The sequence below is a fragment of the Bhargavaea ullalensis genome, from assembly GCF_042432615.1.
GTDB classification, from domain to species: Bacteria; Bacillota; Bacilli; order Bacillales_A; family Planococcaceae; genus Bhargavaea; species Bhargavaea ullalensis.
Genome location: NZ_JBHLWY010000043.1, coordinates 224,452 through 238,959, shown reverse-complemented (window position 1 = coordinate 238,959; position 14,508 = coordinate 224,452). Strand labels below are relative to the sequence as shown.

The window sequence follows — 14,508 nt, the reverse complement described above, 5'->3', positions numbered from 1 at the left end:
TCGTTTCATTTGGGTATGATCAATTTACCATAATATTTATTGACAATCAATAAATATTTATCGATATGCGATTAGATCTTATCTAATTTCCATTACCACCGACCATGAAAAAAGCATCCGGACGAGGGATGCTTGATCATAGCGATTCAGAGGATGACGCCGGCGAACAGACCGGTCATGACGGGCTTCCCGTGCTGGTTGATGCATTCGAATGAGGCACGGATGGCGGTGCGGTCTTTTTCCGTTTTCTCGTATTGCTCGATGGCTACCCGGCAGTCGATCGTATCGCCCGTGAAGACGGGCCGCAGGAACTCAAAGTTCATCGTACGGGCGAGGACATCATGATCGCCCCCCACTTTTGTCGGCAGTGTCGCGGTGAGCAGTCCCTGGACGACGAGCCGCCCCTGCTCATCCGGCGTGACGTGGTGGACGCCTTCGTCGGCCGACAGCTCGGTAAAGCGCTTGACGTCTTCATTCGTGAACGTGCGTTTGAAGGTGATGATTTCCCCTTGCTTGAGTGTCATGATGCGTTCCCCCTTTGCTATGAACAAGGATAAAGAAGAACGGCAGGACATGGAACGGGAGTATGCCTGCAGCGTGAGTGGTATGATGAATCCGTAAAAATTTGTTTTGGGAGGTGTGGACAGATGGACAAGCAGGGACAGGAAAAGTTTATGGAGTTTATCCTGGAACGGGTGCAAGAAGGCAAAGAAGCCGAGGCGCGCGCCGTCCTCGCCGAAAATTTCAAGAAGCAGGACGAAGGGACGTTCTCGCAGGAAGACATCCGGGCATTCATCCCGAAGATGATGGGCCTCATCAAACCGGAGCGGCTGGCGGAAGTGCAGGCCGTGGCCACGCGGTTTTCCGGTGAGTTCGGACAGAGATAAATCCCAGGACGCACGAAAAGGCCCGGTCAAATCAGGAGGTCACTGGATTTTCGGGAGAAGGCAGAAGATGAGCCGGTGAATGTCGGGATACGCGCTGCGAATGTCCGGATCGCCCCGGTGAATGTCGGGATAGCGCTGCCCAATGTCGGGAAAGAAACCACTCCGGGAGGATTCATGTGGAGGACCCGCGGAAAGCAGGCCCCCGCAACGAATATCGACTTCATTTTTTTGCGCTAGAAAAGGAGCCAACACGATGGTCCGTGAGTGTTGGCTCTTTTTCAGTTGCCTCCATATCAGCCGGCCCTTTTCTTGTCGTCATCTGAGGACCCTTCACTTGTTCAACGCCTGTTAAAACGTCCCTTTAAACTTTTCGGGATTCGTCACATAGCCTTCGATGATGTACCCGCAGTCCGTGCAAATGAGGTATTCCACGCTTGAGCCGAAACTCATCTTATTGACCGTGGCGATCACGGCATATCCGCTGTGTTTTCCCTTGCCCAGTTCCGTCCCCCCGCATTTCGGACATTTCGCAGCTTGCATCAAACCCCACCCTTTCCTGTAGAATCATCCGTCTACTCTTGCCGCCGATCCCCTATTATTCATCCTGTTGTTCTGCGAACCGCATGGCGCCCAGCGCAACCATGTGCTGGGCTTCCTGCGCTTTGCGGATCGTGCAGGCTTCCCATAATTCGGGGAGCGTGTTCGCCTGCGCCGTCCGCACGGCGGCTTGAAGATAGCCGTCGTACCGGATCGTGCCGCCGCCCAAAATGATCTTCTCCGGATTCAACAAGTGAATGACGGTGGAGAGCGCCAGCCCAAAATACTCCCCTGCGGACCGGACAACCGCTTTTGCCGCTTCATCTCCCTCTTTTAACTGTTGGAGAAGCGTTCCCGCATCCATATCGGCGGAGTTCAGGATGCCCGCACCGCCGGCCAATTCGTCCAGCGTCCTGACGCCCTGCGAAGTCGGAATCGGCATGCTCCCCAGTTCCCCGGCCCAGCCCCTGCAGCCGGTGATGACTTGCCCGTTCTGCTTCATGCCCATGGCGATGCCGGTCCCTGCCATGATCACTGCCGTATCCGTCCGTTCGTCCCCGGCCGTTTCATGCAGAAGGGCGGCCTTTACATCGTTGAGCAGATGAACGGAGTGGCCGGATTTCAAGAAACCGGCGTCCATTCCGGCGATGAGGGGAAGCACGTCTGACACGACCACCGTGTCTGCATTTTCAACAAGACCCGGGATGGCAATGCCCAGCCGCCCGACACTGTCCGGCAACTCCCCGACGAACGCATCGATCGCCTCTCTGATCTTCTCCGGCGTGCACCGGGCGCCGGTGGGCACCGTTTTTGAAATCCGCTTCCCCTCACATTCGGCGAGCATGAGCATTTTTGTGCCGCCGATGTCGATTCCTGCAGTTGCCATGCGATCATCCTTCCTTCGTTTTCTCGCCGCCGTCAGCCGTCCACCCGGATCCCCCGCTCCCCGAGCTCCTGGATCACGCCGAGCGCAGCCCGTTCCTTCGCCTTCGCCTCGACCATGATGTCGGCGTTGCGGCCGGCGAGCACATCGAGCAGCCAGTCGACGTCTTCCGGGAAGATGAAGTCGTGGTGCCGGCGGTCGTTCGGTGCCGTCTTGCCGGATGAGATATGGACTTTCGGCGTGCCGGTCGTTTTCCATGTTTCGTACACCCGGTCGATGAGTCCCTCGAGCGGGGCGTCCGCCGGGTTGCAGCGGTGATGGTGGATGTCAAAGCAGGCCGGCACGCCGGTCGCTTCGCTGACGGACAGGACGTCTTCCAGGTTGTAGGTGCGGTCATCGTTTTCAAACCGCAGCCGTTTGAGAATCGGTTCGGGCAGAGCACGCGTTTCATTCACGAGCCGGCCGAGAGCCGCTTCCGGATCGCCGTACTTGCCGCCGAGGTGGAGGATCATGTCCTGTGCGCCGGTGAGTTCAGACAGCGCCGCATGGTAATCGAGATCGGCGATCGTCCGGTCGACGACGTCGGGATTCGGCGAGTTGAGCACCGAGTACTGTCCCGGGTGCGTCGACAAACGGAGGCCGTGCTCATCACGGAGCGCCTTGATCTCCGAGCAGATCTGAATGACATCGGGGTCGTTGCGCCAGTCCCACGGATTGACCGGATGCGTCGCAAGGACGACCATCTCGCTCGTCATGCGGTAAAACTTGATGCCGTGTCCGATGTTCCATTCGATGATCCGCTTCGTGAGCTTCAGGTTCTCGAGCGTGAGCTCCTTGAGGATTTCGGGCCCCTTTTTCTCGACCGTCGCCACGCGGCACGTCCGGAAGTTTTCTTTGATGGATGTATTGATGCAGGCATAGCCGACTTTCATGGCGGGCCCTCCTGTCTGTCGGTTGTTGATCCTATCCTATCATTCCGGCGAATCCGGCGCACGGCTTGCGTGTGGCTTTGGCGATTGCCGGCCGGTCGTGATACAATGGAAGCAGACTGAATTTTCTGCGGAGGCGATTTAATTGAGACTGACTGTTTACCTGGCCGGCGAGATCCATTCGTCCTGGCGCGATGAAATCCGGGAGAAGGCGGCAGTCCTGAAGCTGCCGATCGACTTTGTCGGACCACAGGAGAACCACGACCGTTCCGACAACATCGGCGAAGAGATCATCGGCGAACAGCCGGGACCGGAGTACAAAGACTGGGCCGCATCGAGCTTCAACAATCTGCGCACCGAGGTGCTCATGCAGAAGGCCGATCTCGTCATTGCCCTGTTCGGCGAGAAATACAAGCAGTGGAACACCGCGATGGACGCGAGCGCGGCGGTCGCCCTCGGCAAGCCGCTCATCCTGATCCGCCCGGAAGGCCATATCCACGCGCTGAAAGAGTTGTCGCGCAAAGCGAGCGTGACCGTCGAGAACTGCGACCAGGCGCTGAAGGCGCTGACGTATATCTTTGACTGAAAGGCGGATTACGGTGAATCCGGAACAGAAATCATCCAAGTTCCCCCTCTTCATCTCCACCGGAATCGGCGCGGCGATCGGGGCCATTCTCGGGATCATCGCCTACAACCAGAATTGGCTCGGGTGAATGTGCGGGTCCGGCAGGCGGTTATCGAAGACGCCTCCGGGCTTGCGGAAGCCGTCGCAAGCGCCGAAGCTTCGGGGATGATGCTGTTCGCTCCGGGCGAACGCGGGATGACAGAGGAAAGCGCGGCGTCGATGATCCGCCGGCTCGGCGAGGATCCCGCTTCCGTCTTGCTCGTTGCTCATGTCGCCGGCCGTGTTGCCGGCTATCTGATTGCACGCGGAGACGGAACTGCGCGCACCTCTCACCGGGCGTATATCGTGGTCGGCGTCCATGCAGAGTATCGCGGAAAAGGCGTCGGCCGCGCGCTGTTCGGAGCATTGGACGAATGGGCGGCCGGGCAAAGGCTGCACCGGCTCGAACTCACGGTGATCTCGGAGAATGAAGCCGGCGTCGCCCTTTATCAGAGGATGGGGTTCGAGATTGAAGGGGTGAAGCGGGACTCCCTGCTGATCGACGGGGAGTTTGTGGATGAATATTACATGGCGAAGCTGATGTGATCGGGAGGAAGCCGTCCGGAGGTGCCGGGCGGCTTTTCCATTGTCAGAGGGACGGAATCCATCGCCGGCAGGGGATTGCGGGGCACCGGCCGCTCCGGTACACTATGGAAAACAACAGGGGGGCCGTTGACATGATGATGTTGTACAAACGGAACGGAAAGAAAACGGAGTACTGGGGAGCCTGGAAAACCGGCCGTTCTCTGACGATCCACACGGGAACCGTCGGCACGGCCGGCACAAAGGAAGAACTGCCCCTGGGACTGTTCCAAAGTGCCCCGCGGCTGATCAGCCGGCTGGCCAATGAACAGGTGAGGATCGGTTTTGAGCACATTGAAGAAGATGACCTGCGCGAACTGGTCGTCCAGTTTCCATACGAGGAACACAATGAGCAGGACGCCGTAGACCAAAGCGAGGTCATCGAGGAAGCACTGGACGACTGTCTGTCGCAGAACGGCATCGGCTATTTGGACGGCGGAGACTTCGGCGGCGGCAAAGCCAACATCTATTTCTGCGTGATCGACGTCGACCTCGCCTTCCGCGCAGTCAGCGAAGAGCTTGCCCGGCGCGGCCTTCTCGACGAGGCAGCGATCGCCTGCGGCACCCCCGGCTTCGACGATCACTCGTCCCTGCATCCTGCTGGAGCCGAGTTCCGGCTGATGGATTCAGAAGATGAATAAGTAAAAAGGAATCCACCTCTGCGGATTCCTTTTTTCGGTGTTTCAGCGGGCCCACTCTTTTCTGTCCAGTGAATAAATCCACTGTTCTGCCCCGAATCTCTCCACCACTTTTAAATCCCCCATGCCGAGTCGCTCGAGAAGGCGGCGGGAAGCCGTGTTGGCGGACTGGGTTTCGGCAATCACCCGTTGCAACTTGAGTTCGTCGAATGCAAACCGGATCACTTCCCGGGCCGCTTCCGCTCCGAATCCGTGTCCCCAGAATTCCGGAAGAAGCTGAAACGAAATCTCCGTGTCTTCTCCGTCGTGATGGAGATCCAGCGAAATCAAGCCCATGAATGTGCCGGTTTGCTGATGACAGATCGTCCAGCAATGGCCGGGATTTGCCTGCAGGCCCTCGAATGCCTGTGCTGCTTCTGCGGCAGACCGGGGCCCGCCGAGATAGGCACGGACTTGATCATTTTGATAGAGCGCCTGGACGTGCGTCCGATCACCGGAAACCGGCGGTGCCAGGACGCACCGGGCGGTCCTCAACGTCAGGTCCTCCCTTTCTGTCACTGCATCCCGCAGCTTCTTTTCCAATGAAGGGAAGTCGATGGAGGAGGCGTCGGTGTCCGGTTCCACCCACCCGAAACCGTCTCCCTTGAAACGCGGAACGACGTGGAGATGATAATGGTCCACGTCTTTGAAGATCCCGTTGTTTTGCATGATCGTGACTCCGTCCGTGCCCAGCTGCCCTTCGATTGCACGGGCGATCTTCTGGGCAGCCCGAATCACTGCAGACAAGCTGTCCTGGGCTACCTCGGTGAATTCCGGCACATGCACTTTCGGAACGACGAGCACATGGCCGGGATTGATCGGGTATTTGTCGAGGAAGCAGCAGACGTGCTCGTCCTCATAAACGATGTGTGCCGGTGCCCAGCCGGCGATGATGTCACAAAATATGCAGGAAGTCATGGCGGGTCCCCTTTTCGGATGATTTAAAGTGATTCTATCATATCGGCAGGACTCCTTTGTTTGCCCTGTACCCCCAGGGGAATAGAAACACCAGAAGCGGGGGTGGAGACATGCGGAACATCGGAAAGCTGGCCGCAATCGGATTCATCGCAGGGACGGTGCTGGTCGCTGTCTTGAAGGCCGTACAGATGCTGACGGGCAATCCGGCATATGTGCTGCTGTTTAATTTTGACTACATCCCGGTCGTGCAAGATTGGCGGCCGACATGGCTCATCGGGCTGCTGTTCCACTACGGAATCTGTGTCTTCAGTGCGATCATTTTATTTTATTTCCTCCGGCCGTTCGGGCGGGAGCATTGGATTTCTCCGTATGTGCTGGTGTATTCGGCGGGGTCGGCGCTGCTGTTTTCACTGACGGCGCTGTCGGACCAGCCGCCGGCGTTTTCGGACGGGGCGGCGTGGGTGTACTGGACGCTCGCGCACGTCGTGTTCGGATGGATCGTCGGCTGGCTGATCCGGAGATGGGGTTGATTTCCCCGAAGCTTGACCGGCGTCAAGGTGTCCGCCCGGCCGCGGTGAGACAATGTTCTCAAGGAGGCGGTCGGAGATGAACGACCTTGAACGGAACGGACAAACTGAAGTCATGCAGTGCGAGTGCGTTGTGCAGGTGGATCGGATGATCAGCGAAGGGCTTGGCGGCGGCTTCATTCTCAGTGAGTATGACAGCGGGCGTCTCGATGACCCGGTGTCCCGCGGGATGGAGGTGATGCCGGTCGTGTCATGACGGCCGGCCGCCTCGGTTTAGCTGTTTTCAAGACCATCCACTTCGATCTCGAACATTCCATTTCAACGCAGCCCCCGGTTCAGGGCGCTGCGTTTTTTGCATTCCCGCTGTCGGGTGGGCCGAATCTCGTGTAGGATGGAGTCAATCAAAGCAGAGGAGCGCGAGGCCGATGGCGAATCAACGAAGCAGATGGATGGGACAGGCGGCAGCGGCGGGCTTAATTGCCGGCGTTTTCCTCGGTGTACTGCTGTATGCGGCCGAAAAACTCACTGGCCTTCGGGTCTACACCCTATTGATGAACGTCGACTATGTGCCGGTGCTGAAGGAATACCCCTTCCCTGCGCCGGTGGAATTCCTGTTTCACTTGATCGTGTCGGTCATCCTCGCGATTGTCCTGCTATGGCTCGTCCGTCATTTCCGGTGGACGGGCCGGCGATTGGCGGGATGGATGGTCGCGCTCAACGGGATTGTCGGTCTTTGCATCTGGCCGGTGACCGCGCTGTCGGAACGGACGCCGGAGATCGGGGATCCGGCAGCGCTCGGCGTGTGGCTCGCAGCGCACCTGCTTTATGGCGGAGTGCTGGCATGGATGTTCCGTCGGACTCCCCGGAAAGAAGGAAGTTCAATTCTTTCTTAACATCCAGGGGTCCTTTCTTCCCGCACGAAAAAGCCGCCCACGCCGGGCGGCTTTTTCCATCAATCAATATTTATTGAACGCCACGGCAATCCCCGCACCGATCTTCGCATTGTTCTTCACAAGCGCAATGTTCGCTTCCAGACTCTTGCCTTCGGTGAGCTCCTTCACTTTCGCGAGGAGGAACGGCGTCGTGTCTTTGCCTTTGATGCCGTTTGCGGCGGCTTCCGCCAGAGCATTCTCGATGATGCCGTTGATGAAGTCGGCATCGAGTGCATCCGTATCGGGAATCGGGTTGGCGATGACGGCGCCGCCTTCAAGTCCGAGGTCCCATTTCGCCTTCAGCATGCCGGCGATCTCCTCGGGACCGTCTGCCCGGAGGCCGAGCGGGAACCCGCTCCGCGGCGTGAAGAACGCCGGAAGCTCGTCTGTGCCGTAGCCGACGACCGGGACGCCCTTCGTCTCCAGATACTCAAGCGTGAGGCCGAGGTCGAGGATCGACTTGGCGCCCGCGCACACGACGGCGACGTTGGTCTTGCCGAGTTCATCGAGGTCCGCGGAGATGTCCATCGTCTCTTCAGCGCCGCGGTGCACGCCGCCGATGCCGCCGGTGACGAAAATCCGGATGCCGGCGAGGTCCGCGCAGATCATCGTCGCGGCCACCGTCGTCGCGCCAAGCTGTTTGGTCGCGAGCAGCCACGCCAAGTCGCGCCGGGACGCCTTCGCGACGCCCTCCGCATTGCCGAACATTTCAAGTTCCTCGTCGGACAGGCCGATCTTGATCTTGCCGTCGATGAGCGCGATGGTTGCCGGCACTGCCCCGTTCTCGCGGATGATCTCCTCCACTTCGCGGGCGGTCCGGACGTTTTGCGGGTACGGCATGCCGTGGGAGATGATCGTCGATTCGAGCGCGACGACCGGCCGTCCCTCGTCCATGGCTTCTTTCACTTCTGCGGAAAAGTCGAGATATTGGTTGATCATTGGAGTTCCTCCGTTTCGGATTTGAGTTGGTCTTCTGTCAGTTCGGGCCGCACCGTATGCAGTGAGCCGAGCGTCTTGGCGGCATTGACAAGGCCGAGCCGGATGCTTTCTTCGAACGGGCGGCCGGCGAGATGCCCGTGCAGCACGCCCGAAACGAACGCGTCCCCCGCGCCCGTCACGTCCTCCACCCGCACATCCGCCACTGCCGGGAATCGGCGGACCTCTCCGCCCTGCTCCCCGGCCATCACGCCGCCGGGACCGGCCGTCACGGCAACAGAGCCACAGCCCTTATTCAATAAAATCCGTACAGCCTCCCGCCAGGATGCATCGTCCCGGACGGGGATGCCGGTATACGTCTCGGCTTCGTCCCGGTTGCAGATGAACCAGGAAACGCCGTCCAGGCTGTCCGGCATGCGGTCCATCTTCGGCGAGGAGACGGGGACGACGGCAAGCGGGATCCGGTTTTCACGGGCGATCCGCTGCACGTGGCGCACGGTGTCCGCCGGGCAGTTCAAGTCGATGACGATGAGTGCGCTGCCGGCCAGTGCCGCGCGGTGGGCGTCGATGTAATCGGGCGTCAGGTCGTCGTAGACGGCCATGTCCGCAAGGGCGACGGCCATTTCCCCGTCCGGGTTGAGCACGGCGGAGTAGGAGCCGGTCGTTCTGCCCGGAAGCAACGCAGCATGGGAAAGGTCAATGTGACCGGCCGACGCCTCTTCGATCCGCTGCCAGTCGGCGTCTCGACCGGCGACGGTGAGCAGGCTCACCGGATGGCCGAGCCGGCCGAGGTTCTCCGCGACGTTGCGCGCGACCCCGCCGATCGAGACCGAGACCGTCGCCGGATTCGACGTGCCGGCCTGGACGGGCGCCTTCAAGTGGAACTTCCGGTCGACGTTCGCCCCGCCGATCACCGTCACGCGGTTCTCCTCGGCAAGCACATAGGCGCGGCCTTTGATGATGCCCCGGCGCGTGAGCCCGGAGATGAGGTTCGCAAGGGCCGGCCGCGACATGCCGAGCTGCTCCGCCATCTCCTGCTGGGTGAGGTACGGGTTCTGCCGGAGCAGCCCGACGATCGCCGATTCCTTGTCCGTCATGGAAGGCCTCCTTCGAAAGTATATGACATTTGTTTATAATATAAACTTTTGTTCTCAAGATGTCAAGCAACCCCCACAAAGGTTCCGTTTCGCGCAAAACAGCCCCGCCCGGAGCACTTTCCGGACGGGGCTCAACATTCATTCCGATAAATCGGCAACCTGGTCGATCAGGCCGAGCGGATCGCCGGATGAGACGGAATAAAGGACGGCGCCGCGCTGCCAGGTGAGTTTGTAGGTGTCCGAGGACATGTCGAACTTGCCGGCGCCGACTTCTTCCGGCGGCGGGAGCATCCGGTCTTCCAGCTTGGCGACGATTTTCTTGGCGAGCGCGGCCATCTCATCGCCGCCGCCCGGATTGTCGATGTTCTGGTTGCGCATCGAGAAGGACCATCTTCCCTCATGCCAGGTGAGGAAGACGCTGCCGGCGCCCGCATCTTCAAAGCCGGTGATGCCATACCCGAGGTTCACGTTGCCTTTTCCCTCCGGCTCCTGTTCGTAGCCCGCTTCGGCCTTGGCGGAACCGGGCGATTCATAGATCCGCGCTTCCGAGACGGCGGCAGGCGACAAACCGTCCAGCTCTTCCGCATTGAGTCCGTACGGCTTGTCCGTCTCGTAGTAAGTCACTTTGTATTGATCTGCATCGGCATTGACTTCGGCCCCCAAATATTTCCCTTCAGCCGCCGGGACGTCGGGCAATACCGGTTCCATGTCGGACGCCGTCTCCACCTTTTCCCTGATTTCAGAGAGGAGATGGGCCCGCTGTCCCGCCGGGTCTTCTCCTCCGTCCGGCTGTCCGGCGTCCGTGGATTCCCCGTCATCCGGTTTCCCGGCGCTATCCGGGACACTGCTGTCCGGCTTCTCGTTGCTGTCCGTTTCCCCCGATGCGTTTTGGCCGGCATCGGTTTCGGCTGTCCCCTCTTCTTCCGTCGGTGGCGAGGCTGCCCGGTCCCCGCTGCAGGCCCCGAGCAGGAGCAGACAGGCGGCAGGCGCGAGCCATGCACTTCGCTGAAGCTTCATCCGGTTCCCTCCTTTTCCCCTTGTTTACCCTCCCCTCATTCCGTTACCCGGCGATGAACCGCGTTTTTTCTGCCGCCGGAAAATAAAAAACGCCCGTCCGGAATATTCCGGACGGGCTTGGTGCATCGTGGATCAGGATGGTTGTTCTGTTCCCATTTCGGCACGGACGACATCGGCGATGCGTTCCGCCCAGCGGGAGGCATCGGCTTCGGTCGGCGCTTCGACCATGACGCGGACGAGCGGTTCGGTGCCGGACGGGCGGACGAGGACACGTCCGTTGCCGGCCATGTCTTTTTCGACGTCGCTGATCGCGGCGGCGACTTTGGCGTTGCCCGCAACGGCATTCTTGTCCGTCACCCGGATGTTGATGAGCTCCTGCGGGAACATCTGGACATCCGTGGCAAGGTCGGACAGGGTGCGTCCGGTTTCTTTCATGACGTTCACGAGCTGGATGGCCGTGAGCAGGCCGTCGCCGGTCGTATTGTAGTCGAGCATGATGATGTGGCCGGATTGCTCGCCGCCGAGGTTGAAGTCATTTTTCTTCATCTCCTCGACGACATAGCGGTCGCCGACGGCCGTCTTGACGCTCGTGACGCCGATGGCATCAAGCGCCTTGTAGAAGCCGAGGTTGCTCATGATCGTGGAGACGACCGTGCTCTTTGTGAGGCGGTCCTCCTCTTTCAGATGGCGCGCCAGGATGAACAGGATCTGGTCTCCGTTGACGATGTTGCCGTTCTCGTCGATGGCGATGAGCCGGTCGCCGTCGCCGTCGAAGGCAAGGCCGATGTCGGCTTCTTTTTCCTTCACGAAAGCGGCGAGCGCTTCCGGATGGGTCGAGCCGACGCCATCATTGATATTCAGGCCGTTCGGCGAGGAGCCCATCGTGGACAGATCCGCGTCGAGGTCCGCAAACAGGTGGGTCGCAAGCGAAGAAGTGGATCCGTGTGCGCAGTCGAGCGCGACGTGGATGCCGGTGAAATCTTCGTCGACCGTCTGCTTGAGATACTGGATGTATTTCTGTCCGCCTTCTTTGTAATCGGTGACGGTGCCGAGTGCGGCGCCGGTCGGGCGGTGGAGGTCATCCGATTCTTTGTCGATCAGGGCTTCGATCTCTTCTTCCTGGTCGTCGCTCAGCTTGTATCCGTCTGCGCCGAAGAACTTGATGCCGTTGTCTTCGACCGGGTTGTGGGATGCGGAAATCATGACACCGGCATCCGCACTCATCGCGCGGGTGAGGTAGGCGACGCCCGGCGTGCTGATGACGCCGAGCAGCATGACGTCCGCACCGATCGACAGGAGTCCCGCGACGAGCGCGCTTTCGAGCATATGGCCCGAGACCCGCGTGTCGCGCCCAATCAGCACCTGCGGTTTGCCCGTTGCGTGCTGGGTGAGTACATACCCGCCATAGCGGCCGAGCTTGAATGCAAGTTCAGGCGTCAGTTCGGCGTTTGCCACGCCCCTGACCCCGTCTGTTCCGAAATGTTTTCCCATCGATCTCTCTCCTTCATCGTGTAGAAGTTCAACTTTGTCTTTTAAGCAGTCAGAATGCGGACCGTCACGCGCTTCACGGAAGGGACGGCGCTGATGCCTTCAGGCCCGGAGACCTGGACATTCAGCGAGGATTCTCCGTCCGGGAGGCCCGCCGCATCGACGAAGACGGAAAAGTCCTTCTTCGCCGCAGAGGCGAGCGCAGCCGGTTTGCCTTTGAGCGTCAGGTTCACCTGACCGTTAGGCGGCTGGACGATTTCCCCCTTTTTACCTTCCACAAGTCCTCGGATTTCAACCGCCATTCCGCTGAGTTCCTGACTTTCTTCGACTTCAGGCGACGGATTTCCTTCTTCAGGTGCGGCAGCCGGGGGCGTTTCCTGCGGTTCGGCAGGCGGCTTGGCGGCCAGATCATCGGATTTGTCGCTTTCCGGCTGATTTTCCGCCGTGTCCTTATCCCCTTCCGGCTCCTCATCTGTTTCCGCTCCGGCCTGCGCTTCTTCGTTCCCGTTTGAGCTTGCCGTCACGTTGACGTCGATCTTGCCCGGAGACACTTTCGTGACACCGGACGGCTTCGGCACGTCGACTGTCAGCTTGCCGGTGCCCGTCACTTTCGCCAAATCGACATCGACCGGAACGTACTCCAGCTTATCGATGACGCTTTTCGGACCGGACACCTTGACCGTATCGGATGACGGCACCATCTCACTCACCGTCACGCCTTCGGGCGGCTTGCCGGTTCCGCGGAGGGTGACGGGCACCGAGCGGGTATACTGGGCGATGTCTGCCTTGACGGTCACTTCCGCCGGCTCGACGTCGACATTGAGTTTGTTCAGCTCGCGGTCGAGCACACGGACCCTTGCCTGCTGTTCGATCGGACCGTCGATGCCGCCTTCAGCGGAAATGGACGCCTTCACGAAGCTGATCGAGTCGATGATGCTCTTTGCGCCGGTCACCATGACGGTCGACGGGTCCGTTTCGATGGAATTAATCATGTAATTGTCGGCGAGAAGCCGTTCATTCAGTTCCGGATCGACCCGGAATTCCCGTGTGATCCGCTCTTCGATCACGACATCGACCGTGTCCGGCTCGATGCGGACATCCAGCTTGTCGGACAGGTTTTCGTGCTGGATCTTGACCGTGTGCGCCCCCATCACGAGCGAGCGCAAGTCGACGAACAGGGTGAAATCCTTCAGGGCCCGGGTTGTCTGGACGATGTTCGCCGGACCTTCGATCGTCAGGGTGACGGATTCCGGAACGCCGGTGACGACGAGATTCTCGTCATCATAGAACACTTCGACCGGCACGTCCTGGAGCACGGCGATGTCCGTGCCCGCCGCCGCCCTGCCTGCCGAATCCTCCTCGGTTTTGACGACAAGGAACAGGAGAACGGCGAGAAGGAAGGCGATGCCCCTGAGAAACCATGGATTGTCCATGAACTTATCCATTTTTCTTCACTCCCTGTTTCCGCTTCGATTTGGCCTGCGGTTCCTGGACCGGGCCGAACCACATTTTGCGGAGGAGCGTTTCGAACTCCTCCGTCGACAAGTTGCGGTGGAGGTCTCCGTTCGCCGTGAGGCTGACGGCGCCCGTCTCCTCCGAGACGACGACCGTGATGGCATCTGTCACTTCGCTCAGGCCGAGTGCCGCGCGGTGGCGGGTGCCCAGCTCCTTCGAGATGAACGGGCTTTCAGACAATGGCAGATAGCAGGCCGCGGCCGAGATGCGCTGCTGCTGGACGATGACCGCCCCGTCATGCAGCGGTGTGTTCGGAATGAAGATGTTGATGAGCAGTTCCGACGTCAGGTCCGAATGCATCGGGATCCCCGTCTCGATATATTCGCTGAGGCCGGTTTCCCGCTCGATCGAGATGAGGGCGCCGATCCGCCGCTTCGCCATATAGCCGACCGACTTCGTGACCGCTTCGACAAGCCGATTGCGTTCCTCCTCTTCCTGGAGCGTGCCGCGCGAAAACAGCTTGCCCCGCCCGATCTGCTCGAGCGCCCGCCGGAGTTCCGGCTGGAAGATGACGATGACCGCCAGGAACCCCCATCTGAGCACTTGCTCCATGATCCAGTAGAGCGTCCTCAGGCCGAGTTCCTTCGTGACAAACCAGGCGATGATGATGACGAAAAGGCCCTTCAGCAGCTGGACGGCCTTCGTGCCTTTGATGATGGCGATCAGTTTATACAGCACGAACCACACAAGGAGGATATCAACGATGTTGGTGAGTACCTCCCAGATGGACAGGTCCGTGAAACGTTCAAAAAATGACACAGGCATCCCCGCCTTTTCTTCCGGTTGCATATCGTCCATTATAGCACACCGCCGGCCGCCGGCGCTTGTGTGAACCGGCCGGGGCACGGCGGGGCATTGTCCCGATTCGTGAGAGCGTTATCTTTATCCGGGTGAACGTTATCTTTATCCTCCGAAACGT

18 protein-coding genes are annotated in these 14,508 nt (G+C 59.7%); 7 read left to right on the top strand and 11 right to left on the bottom strand.

Going from position 1 to position 14,508, the window contains the following annotated elements:
* Positions 1-146: 146 nt before the first annotated feature.
* Positions 147-524, bottom strand: a complete 378-nt coding sequence (locus ACFFIY_RS13300) for an FAS1-like dehydratase domain-containing protein (RefSeq protein WP_354194620.1) — start codon at positions 522-524, stop codon at positions 147-149.
* 123 nt (positions 525-647) lie between these two features.
* Here ACFFIY_RS13300 and ACFFIY_RS13295 point away from each other — a divergent pair, with 123 nt between their 5' ends.
* On the top strand, positions 648-887 hold the full coding sequence (locus ACFFIY_RS13295) for a hypothetical protein (RefSeq protein ID WP_354194618.1): 240 nt from the start codon (positions 648-650) through the stop codon (positions 885-887).
* Between the two features lie 348 nt (positions 888-1,235).
* Here the strand turns inward: ACFFIY_RS13295 and ACFFIY_RS13290 are convergent, their stop codons facing one another.
* The 3 genes from ACFFIY_RS13290 to uvsE are packed head-to-tail and all read right to left on the bottom strand — an operon-like array spanning position 1,236 to position 3,239.
* The gene (locus ACFFIY_RS13290) at positions 1,236-1,427 is read right to left on the bottom strand and encodes a transcription initiation factor TFIIIB (protein ID WP_354194616.1); all 192 of its coding nucleotides are present in this window, start codon (positions 1,425-1,427) and stop codon (positions 1,236-1,238) included.
* A 55-nt stretch (positions 1,428-1,482) separates the two neighbouring features.
* Complete coding sequence (locus tag ACFFIY_RS13285; RefSeq protein WP_354194614.1) at positions 1,483-2,310, bottom strand: ROK family protein; 828 nt, start codon at positions 2,308-2,310, stop codon at positions 1,483-1,485.
* A 32-nt stretch (positions 2,311-2,342) separates the two neighbouring features.
* Positions 2,343-3,239, bottom strand: coding sequence for a UV DNA damage repair endonuclease UvsE (uvsE, locus tag ACFFIY_RS13280; protein WP_354194612.1), 897 nt, complete (start codon positions 3,237-3,239; stop codon positions 2,343-2,345).
* 142 nt (positions 3,240-3,381) lie between these two features.
* On the opposite strand from uvsE, the gene ACFFIY_RS13275 reads away from it, so the two are divergent.
* The 3 genes from ACFFIY_RS13275 (at position 3,382) to ACFFIY_RS13265 (ending at position 5,123) form a co-directional block, all read left to right on the top strand.
* Positions 3,382-3,822 (top strand): YtoQ family protein, encoded by a 441-nt coding sequence (locus ACFFIY_RS13275; RefSeq protein ID WP_354194610.1) that lies wholly within the window; start codon positions 3,382-3,384, stop codon positions 3,820-3,822.
* Positions 3,823-3,945: 123 nt separating this feature from the next.
* Positions 3,946-4,446 (top strand): GNAT family N-acetyltransferase, encoded by a 501-nt coding sequence (locus tag ACFFIY_RS13270; RefSeq protein ID WP_354194841.1) that lies wholly within the window; start codon positions 3,946-3,948, stop codon positions 4,444-4,446.
* Between the two features lie 131 nt (positions 4,447-4,577).
* A complete protein-coding gene (locus tag ACFFIY_RS13265; RefSeq protein ID WP_354194606.1) occupies positions 4,578-5,123 on the top strand; it encodes a hypothetical protein in 546 nt (181 codons plus the stop codon).
* Between the two features lie 42 nt (positions 5,124-5,165).
* On the opposite strand, the gene ACFFIY_RS13260 is transcribed toward ACFFIY_RS13265, so the two are convergent.
* Entirely contained in the window at positions 5,166-6,077 is a 912-nt protein-coding gene (locus ACFFIY_RS13260) for a GNAT family N-acetyltransferase (RefSeq protein ID WP_354194604.1), read from the bottom strand.
* Positions 6,078-6,187: 110 nt separating this feature from the next.
* Here ACFFIY_RS13260 and ACFFIY_RS13255 point away from each other — a divergent pair, with 110 nt between their 5' ends.
* The 3 genes from ACFFIY_RS13255 (at position 6,188) to ACFFIY_RS13245 (ending at position 7,497) form a co-directional block, all read left to right on the top strand.
* Entirely contained in the window at positions 6,188-6,607 is a 420-nt protein-coding gene (locus ACFFIY_RS13255; protein ID WP_354194602.1) for a hypothetical protein, read from the top strand.
* A gap of 76 nt (positions 6,608-6,683) precedes the next feature.
* Positions 6,684-6,860, top strand: coding sequence for a hypothetical protein (locus ACFFIY_RS13250; RefSeq protein WP_354194600.1), 177 nt, complete (start codon positions 6,684-6,686; stop codon positions 6,858-6,860).
* 169 nt (positions 6,861-7,029) lie between these two features.
* Entirely contained in the window at positions 7,030-7,497 is a 468-nt protein-coding gene (locus ACFFIY_RS13245) for a hypothetical protein (protein ID WP_354194598.1), read from the top strand.
* A gap of 63 nt (positions 7,498-7,560) precedes the next feature.
* Here ACFFIY_RS13245 and ACFFIY_RS13240 read toward each other — a convergent pair whose 3' ends face one another.
* The 6 genes from ACFFIY_RS13240 to cdaA form a co-directional block, all read right to left on the bottom strand.
* Positions 7,561-8,472, bottom strand: a complete 912-nt coding sequence (locus tag ACFFIY_RS13240; protein WP_376837312.1) for a pseudouridine-5'-phosphate glycosidase — start codon at positions 8,470-8,472, stop codon at positions 7,561-7,563.
* The gene (locus ACFFIY_RS13235) at positions 8,472-9,569 is read right to left on the bottom strand and encodes a PfkB family carbohydrate kinase (protein ID WP_354194594.1); all 1,098 of its coding nucleotides are present in this window, start codon (positions 9,567-9,569) and stop codon (positions 8,472-8,474) included. The genes ACFFIY_RS13240 and ACFFIY_RS13235 overlap by 1 nt, the downstream gene beginning before the upstream one ends.
* Positions 9,570-9,707: 138 nt before the next feature.
* A complete protein-coding gene (locus ACFFIY_RS13230) occupies positions 9,708-10,586 on the bottom strand; it encodes a hypothetical protein (protein WP_354194592.1) in 879 nt (292 codons plus the stop codon).
* 132 nt (positions 10,587-10,718) lie between these two features.
* Complete coding sequence (gene glmM / locus ACFFIY_RS13225) at positions 10,719-12,077, bottom strand: phosphoglucosamine mutase (RefSeq protein WP_354194590.1); 1,359 nt, start codon at positions 12,075-12,077, stop codon at positions 10,719-10,721.
* Between the two features lie 41 nt (positions 12,078-12,118).
* Positions 12,119-13,519, bottom strand: a complete 1,401-nt coding sequence (locus tag ACFFIY_RS13220) for a CdaR family protein (protein ID WP_354194588.1) — start codon at positions 13,517-13,519, stop codon at positions 12,119-12,121.
* A complete protein-coding gene (gene cdaA, locus ACFFIY_RS13215) occupies positions 13,512-14,348 on the bottom strand; it encodes a diadenylate cyclase CdaA (protein WP_354194839.1) in 837 nt (278 codons plus the stop codon). The genes ACFFIY_RS13220 and cdaA overlap by 8 nt, the downstream gene beginning before the upstream one ends.
* Between the last annotated feature and the right edge of the window lie 160 nt (positions 14,349-14,508).

Coding starts and splice junctions, on each gene's coding strand:
- ACFFIY_RS13300 (WP_354194620.1), bottom strand. CDS start 524: ATGACACTCAAGCAAGGGGAAATCATCACCTTCAAACGCACGTTCACG.
- ACFFIY_RS13295 (WP_354194618.1), top strand. CDS start 648: ATGGACAAGCAGGGACAGGAAAAGTTTATGGAGTTTATCCTGGAACGG.
- ACFFIY_RS13290 (WP_354194616.1), bottom strand. CDS start 1,427: ATGCAAGCTGCGAAATGTCCGAAATGCGGGGGGACGGAACTGGGCAAG.
- ACFFIY_RS13285 (WP_354194614.1), bottom strand. CDS start 2,310: ATGGCAACTGCAGGAATCGACATCGGCGGCACAAAAATGCTCATGCTC.
- uvsE (WP_354194612.1), bottom strand. CDS start 3,239: ATGAAAGTCGGCTATGCCTGCATCAATACATCCATCAAAGAAAACTTC.
- ACFFIY_RS13265 (WP_354194606.1), top strand. CDS start 4,578: ATGATGATGTTGTACAAACGGAACGGAAAGAAAACGGAGTACTGGGGA.
- ACFFIY_RS13260 (WP_354194604.1), bottom strand. CDS start 6,077: ATGACTTCCTGCATATTTTGTGACATCATCGCCGGCTGGGCACCGGCA.
- ACFFIY_RS13255 (WP_354194602.1), top strand. CDS start 6,188: ATGCGGAACATCGGAAAGCTGGCCGCAATCGGATTCATCGCAGGGACG.
- ACFFIY_RS13250 (WP_354194600.1), top strand. CDS start 6,684: ATGAACGACCTTGAACGGAACGGACAAACTGAAGTCATGCAGTGCGAG.
- ACFFIY_RS13245 (WP_354194598.1), top strand. CDS start 7,030: ATGGCGAATCAACGAAGCAGATGGATGGGACAGGCGGCAGCGGCGGGC.
- ACFFIY_RS13235 (WP_354194594.1), bottom strand. CDS start 9,569: ATGACGGACAAGGAATCGGCGATCGTCGGGCTGCTCCGGCAGAACCCG.
- ACFFIY_RS13230 (WP_354194592.1), bottom strand. CDS start 10,586: ATGAAGCTTCAGCGAAGTGCATGGCTCGCGCCTGCCGCCTGTCTGCTC.
- glmM (WP_354194590.1), bottom strand. CDS start 12,077: ATGGGAAAACATTTCGGAACAGACGGGGTCAGGGGCGTGGCAAACGCC.
- ACFFIY_RS13220 (WP_354194588.1), bottom strand. CDS start 13,519: ATGGATAAGTTCATGGACAATCCATGGTTTCTCAGGGGCATCGCCTTC.